The sequence below is a fragment of the Streptomyces capoamus genome (genome assembly GCF_014654935.1).
In the GTDB taxonomy this organism is placed as follows: Bacteria; Actinomycetota; Actinomycetes; order Streptomycetales; family Streptomycetaceae; genus Streptomyces; species Streptomyces capoamus.
Genome location: NZ_BNBF01000008.1, coordinates 259,215 through 273,688, shown reverse-complemented (window position 1 = coordinate 273,688; position 14,474 = coordinate 259,215). Strand labels below are relative to the sequence as shown.

The window sequence follows — 14,474 nt, the reverse complement described above, 5'->3', positions numbered from 1 at the left end:
CCGGCGCCTCCTCGTGCTGGAGCAGCCAGAACAGGTCGGCGCGGTTCTGCAGCTTCTTGTCGCCGTGGAAGAGGTCACCGGTCGTGGGGTCGATCGGCGCCTTGTAGTACGGCGAGAGGCCCGCGCCGGCCGCGTAGACGTTCGGGTGGTGCATGGCGAGCTTCAGGGCGCAGTAGCCGCCCGTGGAGTCGCCGATGACGCCCCAGCTGCCCGGCCGCTTGCCGGCCCGGTAGTGGGTGAGGACGGCGTCCGGCAGATCCTTCGCGAAAAACGTTTCCGCCTGCGGCCCGCCCGGTACGTCCACGCACTCGGTGTCCCGCGGCGGGGCCACGGTCGGCCGCAGCATCACGAGGATCATCGGCTGCACCCGCCCGTCCTTGGCCAGCCGCTGCGCCGTGCTCGGGTAGTTCAGCTTGTCCACCAGCGACCGCGCGGTGCCCGGGTAGCCGGTCAGTACGACCGCCGTCGGGAACGTGCGCGTGCGGTACTGCGGCTGGAAATACTCCGGCGGGAGGTACACGTAAGCGGGCGTGACGATCCGGGTCGTACGGCCGACGATGTCGACCTTCTGGACCTGGCCGCCCGTCTCGGGCCGTGCGGCGCGCACGCCGGGCACGTCGGAGGTGGAGACCACCTGGAGCGGGCCGCCGGTGCCGCCGTTGGCCGCGTGGTCGATGACGACGCCCTGCTCGGTCTCCTTGCCGAACAGGTCGGCCCAGCTGGCGTAGAAGCCGAACGCCTGGTTGGCGGCGAGACCGACGGAGGCGAAGAGCGCCAGCTGTACGGAGAGCAGCAGGCCGACCCGCCCGCTGACGGTCCGCCAGTTCTGCCGCGCCAGCCGCGGCCACAGCCACACCGTGCCGATGAACAGCACGAAGGCGACGACGATCGCCAGCACCAGCACTTTGTTGCTCGTGAGACCCATGGCTGTTTCCTGCCTGCGCTTTCCGCCCCTTTGCGTCCACGCGTCGCCGCGTGGGCTTGCCCGAGGCTTTCCTTGGCCTTTGACCCGACTTTCCGGTGGGGAGTGAACCTCCCTCCCCGGGACACCGTCCTAGAGGGCGCAATGTCGCCGGATGCCCGATCGGGCCCGGGTCCAAGGTCTCTCGCAGAACTACGGGATGCGATGTCTGTCAGGATAGATGGGGAAATGTCGGGCGGGGTTCCGGGCCGATCAAGCCGGGCACGGCGCATACTGCGCGGCCCGCGTCCCGAGGCCGTTCCCGTTCTGGTCGGCCGGGCCGCCGCGCTCGTGGGCGTCCTGGACATCGCCGCGGGTGTCTTCCCGCGCTTCCGGCACAGCCGTATGCACGCTATCGCGGAGGTGCTGCCGGGTTCGTTCGGCCCCTTCGCGGCGGCGCTCTCCCTCAGCGCGGGCGTCCTGCTGCTGCTGCTCGCGCACGGGCTGAAGCGGCGCAAGCGCCGGGCGTGGCGGGCCGCGGTCGCGCTGCTCCCGGCGGGCGCCGTGGCGCAGTTCGCCTACCGGCACTCGATCGTGGGCGTCCTCATAGCGGTGGCGCTGCTGGTGCCGCTGCTGCGCCACCGGCAGCAGTTCGAGGCGCTGCCGGACCCGCGCAGCAGGTGGCGCGCGCTCGCCAACTTCGTGCTCATGAGCGCCGGTTCCGTCGCCCTCGGCCTGGTCATCGTCAGCGTCCACCCGGACCGGACGATCGGCGACCCGAGCCTGGCCGACCGGCTGACGCACGTCATCTACGGCCTGTTCGGCTTCGAGGGTCCCGTCGACTACCAGGGCAACACCTCCTGGACGGTCGCGTTCTCCCTCGGGGCCCTGGGGTGGATCACCGCGGCCACCACCATCTACCTGGCGTTCCGCCCGGAGCACCCGGCCGCGCGCCTCACCGAGGAGGACGAGTCCCGGCTGCGCGAGCTGCTGGAGAAGCACGGCCGGCGCGACTCCCTCGGCCACTTCGCGCTGCGCCGCGACAAAGCGGTGGTGTTCTCGCCGAGCGGCAAGGCCGCCGTCACCTACCGGGTCGTCTCCGGCGTGATGCTGGCCAGCGGCGACCCCATCGGGGACGTCGAGGCCTGGCCCGGCGCCATCGAGCGCTTCATGGACGAGGCCAAGGCGCACTCCTGGACGCCCGCCGTCGTGGGCTGTTCGGAGACGGGCGGCGAGGTGTGGACCCGCGAAACCGGCCTGGACGCCTTGGAACTGGGCGACGAGGCGGTGGTGGACGTGGCGGATTTCTCGCTCGCCGGACGCGCGATGCGCAACGTGCGCCAGATGGTCAAGCGCATCGAGCGGGCCGGCTACGAAACCCGGGTCCGGCGCATCCGTGACCTCGGCGAGGCCGAGCTGGAGCGGATCCGCCGGGCGGCGGAGGACTGGCGCGGCACGGACACCGAGCGCGGTTTCTCCATGGCGCTCGGCCGCATCGGCGGCTCCTCCGACGGCGACTGCCTGATCGCCACCGCCCACAAGCAGGACGACGAACCGGGCGAGTACGGCGACCTGAAGGCGATCCTGCACTTCGTGCCGTGGGGGCCGGACGGCGCCTCCCTGGACCTGATGCGCCGTGACCGCAGCGCCGACCCCGGCATGAACGAACTGCTCATCGTCGCCGCCCTGCAGGCCGCCCCGAAGCTGGGCATCGCCCGGGTCTCGCTGAACTTCGCGATGTTCCGCTCGGCCCTCGCGCGCGGGGAGAAGATCGGCGCCGGTCCGGTGCTGCGCGCCTGGCGCGGGCTGCTGGTGTTCCTCTCGCGCTGGTTCCAGATCGAGTCGCTGTACAAGTTCAACGCCAAGTTCCAGCCCCGCTGGGAGCCGCGGTTCGTGGTCTACCGGGCCTCCGCCGACCTGCCCCGCATCGGCTTCGCCGCGATGCAGGCGGAGGGCTTCGTCACCTTCGCGCTGCCCGTGCCGCGCTTCCTGCGCCGGCGCCGGGCCACCGCCGCCCGCCCGTGCGCGCACGGCGTGGCCGAACGGGACGTCCGAGCGGCCTGAGACGCGGACGCGATGGCACGGCGGCCCCACGACCGGCCCGGGCGGAAGCCCCTCCCCCTCCAGCCCGGGGGCTTCCGCCCGGGCCGCCGCGCGTTCCCGGCATCCGCCTGGGCCTACGCTGAACGTATGAACAACCACAGCGGGCGCGGCCGAGTGGCCGGCCTTCCGGCATGGGACCGGTGCGCGGTCATGGGGGTCGTGAACGTGACCCCCGACTCCTTCTCCGACGGCGGCCGCTGGTTCGACACGACCGTCGCCGTCAAGCACGGACTGGACCTCGTCGCCGAGGGCGCGGACCTGGTCGACGTCGGCGGGGAGTCCACCCGGCCCGGCGCCACGCGCGTGGACGAGGCCGAGGAGCTGCGCCGGGTCATCCCCGTGGTGCGCGGCCTGGCCTCCGAGGGAGTCGTCGTCTCCGTCGACACCATGCGCGCCCGCGTCGCCGAACAGGCCCTCGCGGCCGGCGCCGCCCTCGTCAACGACGTCAGCGGCGGCCTCGCCGACCCGGCGATGATCCCGGTGGTCGCCGCGGCGGGCGCCCCCTTCGTCGTCATGCACTGGCGGGGTTTCCTCCAGGGAGGCAACGTCCAGGGCGTCTACGAGGACGTCGTCGGGGAGGTCGTGGACGAGCTGCACGCGCGCGTGGAGGCCGTGCTGGCCGGCGGCATCGCCCCGGACCGCATCGTCGTCGACCCCGGCCTCGGCTTCTCCAAGCAGGCCGAGCACGACCTCGCGCTCCTCGCCCACCTGGACCGGCTGCGCGCGCTGGGCCACCCGCTGCTGGTCGCCGCCTCCCGTAAACGGTTCCTCGGCCGGGTCCTCGCCGGTCCGCAGGGCGCGCCACCGCCGGCCCGGGAACGGGACGCGGCCACGGCCGCCGTCTCCGCACTCGCCGCGCACGCCGGCGCGTGGGCGGTGCGGGTGCACGAGGTGCGCGCCACGGCGGACGCGGTGCGCGTCGCACGGGCAGTGACGCAGGCGCGCGCGGTGGACCCCGCGCGCGGCACGGACGACGGACGCCGGGCGGAAGGAGAGCGGTGAGCGCCCCCCACACCGACGTCGAGCAGGTGGACGCCGCGAACACCGCCTTCTACGAGGCTCTCGAACGCGGCGACTTCGATGAGGTCTCCTCCCTCTGGCTGACCCCCGCCGACCTCGGCGTGGACGAGACGTACCACGACCCCGCGGACAGCGGCGTGATCTCCTGCGTGCACCCGGGCTGGCCGGTGCTCACCGGCCGCGGCGAGGTCCTCCGGTCGTACGCCCTGATCATGGCCAACACCGACTACATCCAGTTCTTCCTCACCGATGTGCACGTCTCCGTGACCGGCGACACCGCGCTGGTGACCTGCACGGAGAACATCCTCAGCGGCGGCCCCGCCGAGGAGGGCGCGGAACTGGGCCCGCTGGTCGGCCAGCTCGTCGTCGCCACGAACGTGTTCCGGCGTACCCCGTCCGGCTGGAAGCTGTGGTCCCACCACGCCTCCCCCGTGCTGGCCGAGACCGGCGACGGCGACGACGAGGACCACGCCAACGGCGCGAACCCGGACGACGACCCCCTCGCCTGAGGAGTGGTTGGAATCACCTACCCCCGGGTAGAAGCGGCTACCAGTGCATGGCGGGCCGGGTATCCCGGGGAAAACACCCGGTGAACCCTCCGGGGAGCGGCCCGGGCCCGCGCCCCCGCGGCCCGGTTCCGCCGGTGCCCGCGGGTAGATTCGTCCGAGGCCGGTGTGCCGCCCGCACGCGGTACGGGCCGGTCCTTCCCCGACGACAGCAGGAGTGATTCGCGTGGATCGTGTCGCGCTGCGCGGCCTCAAGGCCCGCGGGCACCACGGTGTGTTCCCCAAGGAGCGCGAGGAGGGCCAGACCTTCATCGTGGACCTCGTCCTCGGCCTGGACACCCGACCGGCCGCGGCCGACGACGACCTGACGAAGACCGTGCACTACGGCATCGTGGCCGAGGAGGTCGTGGCCGAGGTCGAGGGCGAGCCGGTGAACCTCATCGAGACCCTCGCCGAGCGGATCGCCCACACCTGCCTGAAGCACGAAGGGGTCCAGGAGGTCGAGGTCTGCGTGCACAAGCCGGACGCGCCGATCACCGTCCCCTTCGACGACGTGACCGTCACCATCACCCGGAGCCGAGCATGACCCGACCGTTCCGCCAGGGTCACAGCGACCCGACCGTCCAGCCGGTGCCCGCCTCGGTCGTCGAGCAGGTCGACGCCGCCGACACGACGCTGAGCAACCCGAAGTGGGCCGTGCTCTCCCTCGGCTCCAACCTGGGCAACCGCCTGGAGACCCTCCAGGGGGCCGTCGACGCCCTGGAGGACACCCCGGGCGTCCGGGTGAAGGCCGTCTCCCCGGTGTACGAGACCGAGCCGTGGGGCGTGGCGCCCGGCAGCCAGCCGTCGTACTTCAACGCGGTGGTGGTCCTCAGGACGACCCTGCCCCCGGCGTCCCTGCTGGAGCGGGCGCACGCCGTCGAGGAGGCCTTCCACCGCGTCCGGGACGAGCGCTGGGGTCCGCGCACGCTGGACGTCGACATCGTCGCCTACGCCGGCGTCACCTCCGACGACCCGCGGCTCACCCTGCCCCACCCGCGCGCCCACGAGCGCGCCTTCGTGCTCGCGCCCTGGCACGACGTGGACCCGCAGGCACAGCTTCCCGGCCGGGGCCCGGTGGCCGACCTGCTGTCCGCTGTCACCCGGGAGGGTGTGGCGCCGCGCGCGGACCTGGAACTCCGGCTGCCCGAGTAGTCGTTAAGGTCGAGAGGGATCAAGACCACGACGACCGCCGCCCGTCCGGGACGGTCCGGGGAACTGAAGGGACACCGTGAGAGAGCTGCGTATCAGGGTGCTGGCGGGCGTGTTCGCCGTGGCCGGCGTCCTGTCCTGGGCGGGCGCCCGCCTCTGGAACTCGATCGGGACCCTCCCCAGCGTCCCCCTGGCCGCTCCCGTCGTCCTGGCCCTGATCGCGGTGGTCCTGCTGGCGACGGCGCTCTCGCTGCGGGCCCGGCTGAAGGCCCAGCGCGAGCGCCGGCCCGGCGCCAAGGGCGTGGACCCGCTGATGGCCGCCCGTGCGGTCGTCTTCGGCCAGGCCAGCGCCCTGGTCGCCGCCCTCGTCTCCGGTATGTACGGCGGCACGGGCGTCTTCCTGCTGGAGCTGCTGGACCTCCCGGTCCGCCGGGACCAGGCGATCTACGCCGGCCTGTCGGTGCTGGCCGGCCTCGGCGTGATAGCGGCCGCCCTGTTCCTTGAGCGGGTGTGCAAGCTCCCGGAGGACGACGACGAGAACCACCCCGGAGCGGAGCCGGTGGCCTGAGCCCCGGCCCCGCCCGGCGGCGCGGTCAGCGCGCCATGATGAGGCTCATTGCCTCGTTCCGCGTGGCCGCGTCGCGCAGCTGACCGCGCACGGCGGACGTTATGGTCTTCGCGCCCGGCTTGCGGATGCCGCGCATGGACATGCACATGTGCTCGCACTCGATCACCACGATGACGCCCCGCGGCTCCAGGATGTCCATCAGGGAGTCCGCGATCTGCGTGGTGAGGCGCTCCTGCACCTGCGGTCGGCGGGCGTAGACGTCGACCAGCCGGGCCAGCTTGGACAGGCCGGTGATCTTGCCGGTCTCGGACGGGATGTAGCCGACGTGGGCGACACCCCGGAACGGCACCAGGTGGTGCTCGCAGGTCGAGTACACCTCGATGTCCTTCACCAGGACCATCTCGTCGTGCCCCAGGTCGAACGTCGTCGTCAGGACATCCTCCGGCTGCTGCCACAAGCCGGCGAAGATCTCCCGGTAGGCCCGCGCGACCCGGGCCGGCGTCTCCCGCAGCCCCTCACGGTCCGGGTCCTCACCGACCGCGATCAGCAGCTCCCGTACGGCGTTCTCGGCGCGCTTCTCGTCGAACTCGCCGATGCGGCCCTCGCCGTCCAGCGTCACCGGGTCGGTCATCTGGTCCCTCGTTCCTGTGCCTGGCACGCGCATGTGCCTCGCGTTCCGTGTGCGGACATGCGAGATGCCGCGCCCCCCAGGCTAGAACCCGGGGGGCGCGGCATCCATTCCGGCCCTGTCGGCCGGCACACGGCAGGCTCGCCGTCAGTGCTCCGGGCGGTCCTCCGGGGACTGCTCGGTCACCGGGGCGGACTCCGCGGGCGTCGACTTCGCCGTGCTGATCGCCGCGGTCGCGCCGTTCGCCCCGTTGGTCAGTGCCAGCTCCTTCGGGGAGAGCACCGGCGGACGGGTGGACGGCGTACGGCGGGAGGAGCCGGTCCAGGCGGGCCGCGGCGGACGCTTGACGATGGTGGCGAAGATCTCGGCGATCTCCTCCTTGCCCAGCGTCTCCTTCTCCAGCAGCTGCAGGACGAGGTTGTCGAGCACGTCGCGGTTCTCGACCAGGATCTCCCAGGCCTCGTTGTGCGCCGTCTCGATCAGCTTCTTGACCTCCTCGTCCACCAGCGCGGCGACCTCTTCGGAGTAGTCGCGCTGGTGAGCCATCTCACGGCCGAGGAAGGGCTCGCTGTTGTCGCCGCCGAACTTGATCGCGCCGAGGCGCTCGGTCATGCCGTACTGCGTGACCATCGCGCGGGCCAGGTTCGTGGCCTTCTCGATGTCGTTCGCGGCGCCGGTGGTCGGGTCGTGGAAGACCAGTTCCTCGGCCGCCCGGCCGCCCAGCATGTAGGCGAGCTGGTCGAGCATCTCGTTGCGGGTGGTCGAGTACTTGTCCTCGTCCGGCAGGACCATCGTGTACCCGAGGGCACGGCCGCGGGACAGGATGGTGATCTTGTGGACCGGGTCGGAGTTCGGCGAGGCCGCCGCGACCAGGGCGTGGCCGCCCTCGTGGTACGCGGTGATCTTCTTCTCCTTGTCCGACATGATCCGGGTCCGCTTCTGCGGGCCCGCGACCACGCGGTCGATCGCCTCGTCCAGCGCCTTGTTGTCGATCAGCTTCTGGTCGCCGCGGGCGGTGAGCAGCGCGGCCTCGTTCAGCACGTTGGCGAGGTCGGCGCCGGTCATGCCGGGGGTGCGGCGGGCCACGGCGGACAGGTCGACGTCGGGCGCGACCGGCTTGCCCTTCTGGTGGACCTTGAGGATCTCCAGGCGGCCCTGCAGGTCCGGCGGGTCGACCGCGATCTGCCGGTCGAAGCGGCCCGGACGCAGCAGCGCCGGGTCGAGGATGTCCGGACGGTTCGTGGCGGCGATCAGGATGACGCCGCCCTTGACGTCGAAGCCGTCCATCTCGACCAGCAGCTGGTTCAGCGTCTGCTCGCGCTCGTCGTGACCGCCGCCGAGGCCGGCGCCGCGGTGGCGGCCGACCGCGTCGATCTCGTCGACGAAGACGATCGCCGGGGCGTTCGCCTTGGCCTGCTCGAACAGGTCACGGACCCGGGAGGCACCGACACCGACGAACATCTCGACGAAGTCGGAACCGGAGATCGAGTAGAAGGGGACGCCCGCCTCGCCGGCGACGGCGCGCGCGAGCAGGGTCTTGCCCGTACCCGGGCGGCCGTAGAGCAGCACACCCTTGGGGATCTTGGCGCCGACGGCCTGGAACTTGGCCGGCTCCTGGAGGAACTCCTTGATCTCCTGGAGTTCCTCGACGGCCTCGTCGCAGCCCGCGACGTCGGAGAAGGTCGTCTTCGGGGTGTCCTTGGTGATGAGCTTCGCCTTGGACTTGCCGAAGTTCATGACCCGGGAGCCGCCGCCCTGCATCTGGTTCATCAGGAACAGGAAGACGACCACGATCAGGACGAAGGGCAGCAGGGAGAGCAGCACGCCGACGAACGGGTTCTGCTTCGAGGGCGAAACCGTGTAGCCCTTCGGGATCTGCTTGTCCTGGAACTTGGTCTGCAGCGAGCCGGCGATCTGCACGCCCTGGTCGCCGATGTAGCTCGCCTGGATCTTCGAGCTGCCGTCGACCTTCTCGCCGTCCTTGAGGGTGACCTTGATGGTCTGCTCGTCGCCTGTGGTGACTTTCGCCGACTGGACCCTGTTGTCATTGATCGCCGCAACGACCTGGCCGGTGTCCACCGTCTTGTAGCCGCCGGACGAGCCGACGACCTGCATCAACACGACCACGGCAAGGACGGCCAGCACGATCCACATGACCGGCCCACGGAAGTATCGCTTCACGTCCATCCATACGGAGCGGTGCCGCCCCGTCCCTCCTGCCATAGTGAGTTTGATAAGACAGTTCTTCTGACGGTACCCCAGCAATGTTGTCCGAAGCCGCACGGAGCCGTTTCGACGGCTGGGAATCCCGTCTCTGCATGCTTCAACGGAACGGAACCCGCTGGGGTTCCCGATCGTCCTACCGGGCTTGGGCCGAGTGGCTCAGCCCACGGCCCGGGGCGGCCTAACCGCCGTAGACGTGAGGCGCGAGCGTACCGACAAAGGGCAGGTTGCGGTACTTCTCGGCGTAGTCGAGGCCGTAGCCGACGACGAACTCGTTCGGGATGTCGAAGCCGACCCACTCCACGTCGATCGCGACCTTGGCGGCGTCCGGCTTGCGCAGCAGCGTGCACACCTTCAGCGAGGCGGGCTCGCGGGAGCCGAGGTTGTTGATCAGCCAGGACAGGGTCAGCCCGGAGTCGATGATGTCCTCGACGATCAGGACGTGCTTGCCCTTGATGTCGGTGTCGAGGTCCTTGAGGATGCGCACGACCCCGGAGGACTGGGTGCCCGCGCCGTAGGAGGACACGGCCATCCAGTCCATCGTGACGGGGGTGGACAGCGCCCGGGCGAGGTCGGCCATGACCATCACCGCGCCCTTGAGGACGCCGACGATCAGCAGGTCCTTGCCCGCGTACTCCGCGTCGATCTTCGCGGCCAGCTCGGCCAGCTTCGCGTCGATCTCTTCCTTGGTGATGAGCACCTGCTGGAGGTCGGCACCCATGTCTTTCGCGTCCACCCGCATCACTTTCGGTCGTCCCGCACTTAAGGCCGCGTGCACGGCCACCGGCTTCGGCCGCACTCCACGGCCTCCGGCCGCCCGGCCCGCCGGAGGGTCGCTCCGGGAGGGTCGGGATTCAGCCTTGCCGAATCACCAGTCTGCCACCCTGCCGCTGGGCGACGACCCGGCCCGGGAGATTGATGGCTCCCTGGCCGCGCCAGCCGGTGATCAGGCGGTCGACTTCCTCGATGTGGCGGGCGAACAGAGCGCCGGCCGGGGCACCGGCCTCGATGGCGGCCCGGCGCAGGATCCGGCGGCGCACGGCGGGCGGGAGGGCGTACAGCTTGGCGCACTCCAGCAGGCCGGCGGCGTCCCGTACGGAGGCCTCGGCCTGGCGGGCCCAGGCGTCCAGCGCGTCGGCGTCGTCGCGGGAGAGCTGGGCGGTGCGGGCGAGCGCCTCCACAACTCCCTTGCCGAGGGCCTTCTCCAGCGCGGGCAGGCCCTCGTGCCGGAGCCGTGAGCGGGTGTAGGCGGGGTCGGCGTTGTGGGGGTCGTCCCAGACGGGCAGGGACTGGACCATGCAGGCCTTGCGGGCGGTCTGCCGGTCCAGCTGCAGGAAGGGCCGCCGGTAACGGCCGTCGGCCCCCGAGACCGCGGCCATGCCGGACAGGGAGCGGATGCCGGAGCCGCGGGCGAGGCCCAGCAGCACGGTCTCGGCCTGGTCGTCGCGGGTGTGGCCGAGGAGGACCGCGGCGGCGCCGTGGCGTTCGGCGGCGGCGTCCAGGGCGGCGTAGCGGGCGTCCCGGGCGGCGGCCTCGGGGCCTCCCTCGCGGCCGACGGTCACGGCGACGGACTCGACCGGATCGAGTCCCAGTCCGCGCAGCCGCAGGGCGACCTCGTCGGCGCGGAGGTCGGAGCCGGGCTGGAGCCCGTGGTCGACGGTGATCCCGCCGGCCCGGACGCCGAGCTTGGGGGCCTCGAAGGCGAGGGCGGAGGCGAGGGCCATGGAGTCGGCGCCGCCGGAGCACGCGACGAGGACGAGCGGGGAGGGGGGCCGCTCGGCCGTCCGGTCCGGCTTCCGGTCCGGGTGCGCGCCGACGAGCTGCGGGCCCGGTCGCACGCGGGAGGTCAGGTGGTCGTTCAGGATGTCGTGGAGGACGCGGCGGACCGCCAGGCGTATCGCCGCGACCGCAGGATGGGGACCCATGTCCGGTTCCCTTCATGAAGTTTTTCGGGGGGTGAGCCCGAGCCGGTCACTCAGAGTGTGTAGATGGTGACAGGAAGCGGGCCGTTCCCCGAGCATTGCACGCCTACGCATGGCTCACGGTCCCTCGGACGGGTGATTGGAGGGGCGTTCGCCTGCCGTCGGCCGGATTCGCTTCACGACGTCGTCGCGCCGTTCACGCCTCCGGCCTGCGGTGCACCCGCGCGACCCAGTCCGCCGGTTTGGCGATCTCCGCCTTGGTGGGCAGGGTGTTCGGCGAGGTCCACACGCGGTTGAAGCCGTCGACACCGACCTGTTCGACCACGGCCCGCACGAACCGCTCGCCGTCCCGGTACTGCCTGAGCTTGGCGTCCAGACCGAGCAGCTTGCGCAGGGCCGTGTCCAGGCGGGAGGCGCCCTTCGCGCGGCGCTGCTGGAACTTCTCGCGGATCTCCGCGACGGTCGGTACGACGCTCGGTCCCACGCCGTCCATGACGTAGTCGGCGTGGCCCTCCAGCAGCGACATCACGGCTGTCAGGCGGCTCAGCACCTCCCGCTGGGCGGGGGTCTGCACCAGCTCCACGAAGGAGCGTCCGCCGTCCTCCTCCTCGCCCTCCGGCCGGCCGCCGACGAGGGACTGGGCGGCATCCCTGATGCGCTCGAGGAAGGTCATCGGGTCCACGTCGGTCTCCGCCAAGAACGACTGGATCTCGCCCTCCAGGTGGTCGCGGAGCCAGGGCACGGCGGTGAACTGCGTGCGGTGGGTCTCCTCGTGCAGGCACACCCAGAGACGGAAGTCGTGCGGCTCGACGTCGAGTTCGCGCTCCACGTGGACGATGTTGGGCGCGACCAGCAGCAGTCGGCCGCCGCCGTTCGCGCCGGCCGGCAGGTCGCGGGCGGCGGGGGCGAAGGTCTCGTACTGACCGAGGACGCGGGAGGACAGGAACGACAGGAGCATGCCGAGTTCGACGCCGGTGACCTTGCCGCCGACGGCGCCGAGGACCGCGCTGCCCGGGTTGCCGCCGCGCCGTTCCTGCATCTTCTCCAGAAGCGGTTTCAGGATCTCCCGGAAGCCGGCGACGTTGGCGCGGACCCAGCCGGGCCGGTCGACGACGAGGACGGGGGTGTCGTGGATCTCCTCGGTGCCCATGCGGGTGAAGCCCCGGACGTGCTCCTCCGAGGCCTTCGCGTGCCGGCGCAGCTCCGCGACGACGGACCTGGCCTCGTCGCGGCTGACGTCGGGACCTGGGCGTGCGAGCCGTGTCGCGGTCGCCACCGCGAGGTTCCAGTCGACCATCCCGGGAGATGCGGTGCCGCCGAAGCCAGTCATGGTGTCAACCGTACGTGAGCGCTCCCGCTTTCGGGCAGGTCGTGCGGACCGGCGACCGCCCGGGGTGTCGGCGGCACCGCCTTCGGGCAGCCGGCGCGGACCGGCGGACGCATCGCTTCCGCACAGGCGGCACGCACCGGCGGGTGCCCCCGGGGCGACGGCGGCTCCCGCTATGCGAGCAGGTCGCGCGGACTTCCGGGTGCATCGCTTCCGGGCAGGCCACGGGACCGGCGGGTGCACGAGGTGACGGCAGGCCCCGCATGCGGACGAGCTCACGGACCGGCGGATGCACCGCTTCCGGGCACGCCACGGGACCGGCGGACGCACGAGGTGACGGCGGGACCCGCATGCGGACGAGCTCACGGACCGGCGGGTGCATCGCTTCCGGGCACGCCACGGGACCGGCGGGCGCACGAGGTGACGGCAGCTCCCGCATACGGCCAGGCCGACGGACCGGCGGATGCACCGCTTCCGGAGAGGCGACGCGCACCCGGCGGGTGTCCGGAGCTACGGCGGCTCCCGCATGCGGGCAGGCCGCGCGGGCCGCCGGGTGCATCGTTTCCGGGCGTCGGCCAGGCTGTGCGGGCCGGTGGGTGCACGGGATGCCGGCCGGCCCCGCGTTCGGGCACGTCGTGCGGGCCGGCGGCTGGACAGGAGGTCGGCGCGCCCCCGGCCTTCCGGCACGCCGTGCGGACCGGCACGGGGACGGGGTACCGGTGCGGGCGTCAGCCCGCCAGGGCGGTCGCCGCCTTGTCCAGGGCCGCCTGGGCCTCGGTGGCGTTGGTGGTGTCCGAGGCCAGGAAGGCGAAGGCCAGCAGGCGGCCGTCGCCGTCCACGACCGTGCCGGCGAGGGTGTTCACGCCGGTCAGGGTGCCGGTCTTGGCGCGCACCACCCCGGCGGCGCCGTCGGTGTACCGGGTGCTGAGGGTGCCGGTGAAGCCGGCCACGGGCAGTCCGGTGAGCACTGGCCGCAGGCCGGGGCGGTGCGGGTCGCCCGCCTTGACCAGCAGGGCGGTCAGGAGGTCGGCGGTGAGCCGGTCGTCGCGGTCGAGGCCGCTGCCGTCGTGGAAGGCGGCGCCCGCCATGGGCAGGCCGAGCTTGCGCAGCTGCGTGGCGATGGCCTCGGCGCCGCCGTCGAAGCTCGCCGGCTGCCCGCCGGCCAGGGCCGTCTGCCGGGCCAGGGCCTCCGCGATGTCGTTGTCGCTGTTGGTCAGCATCCGCTCGACCAGGGCGGACAGCGGGGGCGAGGAGACCGTGGCGAGGGTCTCCGCGCGGGTGCTGGCCTTGGAGGGGCCGGGGGACGTGGTGGTGAGGCCGGCGTCCTTCAGGAAGCCCGCGAACTTGGCCGCCGCGTCCGACGCCGGGTCGGCCACGCGGGTGACGGGACCGCCGGCGGAGCCGTCGGTGCGGCCCTCGTCGGCGCTGAGGGCGCTGACCGGGGCGAGGTTGTCGTTGACGCCGATCGGGTGCAGGGAGGGGCCGGTGAACAGGGTGGTGTCGTAGGAGAGGGTGATCCGGTGGATGCCGCGCCGGTCCAGCGCCCGGGCGGTGTCCGCCGCCAGCGCCCGCAGGCTCGCCCAGCCGTCGGCCCGGGTGCGCGCGGTGAGGGTGGGGTCGCCGCCGCCGACCAGGACGAGTTCTCGGGTGTCGGGTTCGAGGGCGGTGCGGGTGGTGAGGCGGTGGTCGGGGCCGAGGGCGGACAGGGCGGCGACGGCTGTGGCGATCTTGGTGGTGGAGGCGGGGGTGAGGGCCTTGCCGGCGTCGGCGCCGTACAGCCGGGTGCCGGTGACGACGTCCACGACGGCCGCCGCGTGGGGACCGTGGAGCGCGGGAGCGTCCAGCAGGGGGCCCAGGACGCCGGAGAGGTCCTTCGGGGCCGGGGCGGCCCGCTTGGTGCCGACGGCGCCCGTGGTGCCGCCCAGTCCCGCCAGGACGGGGGCGGCGCTCGGCGCGGGCCGGGGCGTCCCGGCGGCCGTACCGGCACGGCCGTGATCTGCGCCACCTGACCGCCCCAGGGCGGCGGCCCGGTCCCGCTCGGCCGTACGCTGACCGTTGGCGTCCCAGGGACCGGCGACGGTCACC

General features: G+C 72.5%; 13 protein-coding genes. 6 read left to right on the top strand and 7 right to left on the bottom strand.

The genetic code is table 11. From position 1 onward, the window contains the following. Window positions 1-925: alpha/beta hydrolase (locus tag IE312_RS15740; protein ID WP_229899832.1), on the bottom strand; the 925-nt coding region annotated here is incomplete at its 3' end. Between the two features lie 225 nt (window positions 926-1,150). On the opposite strand from IE312_RS15740, the gene IE312_RS15735 reads away from it, so the two are divergent. The 6 genes from IE312_RS15735 (at window position 1,151) to IE312_RS15710 (ending at window position 6,289) form a co-directional block, all read left to right on the top strand. Continuing rightward, window positions 1,151-2,965, top strand: coding sequence for a phosphatidylglycerol lysyltransferase domain-containing protein (locus IE312_RS15735; RefSeq protein ID WP_189982197.1), 1,815 nt, complete (start codon window positions 1,151-1,153; stop codon window positions 2,963-2,965). Between the two features lie 126 nt (window positions 2,966-3,091). Further along, window positions 3,092-4,006, top strand: a complete 915-nt coding sequence (gene folP / locus IE312_RS15730; RefSeq protein WP_189982195.1) for a dihydropteroate synthase — start codon at window positions 3,092-3,094, stop codon at window positions 4,004-4,006. Continuing rightward, window positions 4,003-4,533: a nuclear transport factor 2 family protein gene (locus IE312_RS15725; RefSeq protein WP_189982193.1), complete on the top strand. Its 531-nt coding sequence runs from the start codon at window positions 4,003-4,005 to the stop codon at window positions 4,531-4,533. The genes folP and IE312_RS15725 overlap by 4 nt, the downstream gene beginning before the upstream one ends. 223 nt (window positions 4,534-4,756) lie before the next feature. Further along, window positions 4,757-5,116: a dihydroneopterin aldolase gene (gene folB / locus IE312_RS15720; protein WP_189982191.1), complete on the top strand. Its 360-nt coding sequence runs from the start codon at window positions 4,757-4,759 to the stop codon at window positions 5,114-5,116. Beyond that, window positions 5,113-5,724, top strand: coding sequence for a 2-amino-4-hydroxy-6-hydroxymethyldihydropteridine diphosphokinase (gene folK, locus IE312_RS15715; protein WP_189982189.1), 612 nt, complete (start codon window positions 5,113-5,115; stop codon window positions 5,722-5,724). The genes folB and folK overlap by 4 nt, the downstream gene beginning before the upstream one ends. Before the next feature lie 76 nt (window positions 5,725-5,800). Then, a complete protein-coding gene (locus IE312_RS15710) occupies window positions 5,801-6,289 on the top strand; it encodes a DUF3180 domain-containing protein (protein ID WP_189982187.1) in 489 nt (162 codons plus the stop codon). Between the two features lie 25 nt (window positions 6,290-6,314). Here the strand turns inward: IE312_RS15710 and folE are convergent, their stop codons facing one another. From folE to dacB, 6 genes are all read right to left on the bottom strand, one after another. Next, window positions 6,315-6,920, bottom strand: coding sequence for a GTP cyclohydrolase I FolE (folE, locus tag IE312_RS15705; protein WP_189982185.1), 606 nt, complete (start codon window positions 6,918-6,920; stop codon window positions 6,315-6,317). Window positions 6,921-7,064: 144 nt separating this feature from the next. Next, window positions 7,065-9,104, bottom strand: a complete 2,040-nt coding sequence (ftsH, locus tag IE312_RS15700) for an ATP-dependent zinc metalloprotease FtsH (RefSeq protein WP_189982295.1) — start codon at window positions 9,102-9,104, stop codon at window positions 7,065-7,067. Between the two features lie 217 nt (window positions 9,105-9,321). Next, window positions 9,322-9,882 (bottom strand): hypoxanthine phosphoribosyltransferase, encoded by a 561-nt coding sequence (gene hpt / locus IE312_RS15695; RefSeq protein ID WP_031165039.1) that lies wholly within the window; start codon window positions 9,880-9,882, stop codon window positions 9,322-9,324. Window positions 9,883-9,994: 112 nt separating this feature from the next. Next, a complete protein-coding gene (gene tilS, locus IE312_RS15690; RefSeq protein ID WP_189982183.1) occupies window positions 9,995-11,065 on the bottom strand; it encodes a tRNA lysidine(34) synthetase TilS in 1,071 nt (356 codons plus the stop codon). A 193-nt stretch (window positions 11,066-11,258) separates the two neighbouring features. Further along, entirely contained in the window at window positions 11,259-12,359 is a 1,101-nt protein-coding gene (locus tag IE312_RS15685; protein WP_189982293.1) for a zinc-dependent metalloprotease, read from the bottom strand. Between the two features lie 758 nt (window positions 12,360-13,117). Further along, window positions 13,118-14,474, bottom strand: a 1,357-nt coding sequence (gene dacB / locus IE312_RS15680) for a D-alanyl-D-alanine carboxypeptidase/D-alanyl-D-alanine endopeptidase (RefSeq protein ID WP_370467560.1), incomplete at its 5' end; no start/stop codon positions are given.

Excerpts from the sequence above, each read along its gene's own strand:
- IE312_RS15735 (WP_189982197.1), top strand. The coding sequence starts at position 1,151 with ATGTCGGGCGGGGTTCCGGGCCGATCAAGCCGGGCACGGCGCATACTG.
- folP (WP_189982195.1), top strand. The coding sequence starts at position 3,092 with ATGAACAACCACAGCGGGCGCGGCCGAGTGGCCGGCCTTCCGGCATGG.
- folK (WP_189982189.1), top strand. The coding sequence starts at position 5,113 with ATGACCCGACCGTTCCGCCAGGGTCACAGCGACCCGACCGTCCAGCCG.
- folE (WP_189982185.1), bottom strand. The coding sequence starts at position 6,920 with ATGACCGACCCGGTGACGCTGGACGGCGAGGGCCGCATCGGCGAGTTC.
- ftsH (WP_189982295.1), bottom strand. The coding sequence starts at position 9,104 with ATGGACGTGAAGCGATACTTCCGTGGGCCGGTCATGTGGATCGTGCTG.
- hpt (WP_031165039.1), bottom strand. The coding sequence starts at position 9,882 with ATGCGGGTGGACGCGAAAGACATGGGTGCCGACCTCCAGCAGGTGCTC.
- tilS (WP_189982183.1), bottom strand. The coding sequence starts at position 11,065 with ATGGGTCCCCATCCTGCGGTCGCGGCGATACGCCTGGCGGTCCGCCGC.
- IE312_RS15685 (WP_189982293.1), bottom strand. The coding sequence starts at position 12,359 with ATGGTCGACTGGAACCTCGCGGTGGCGACCGCGACACGGCTCGCACGC.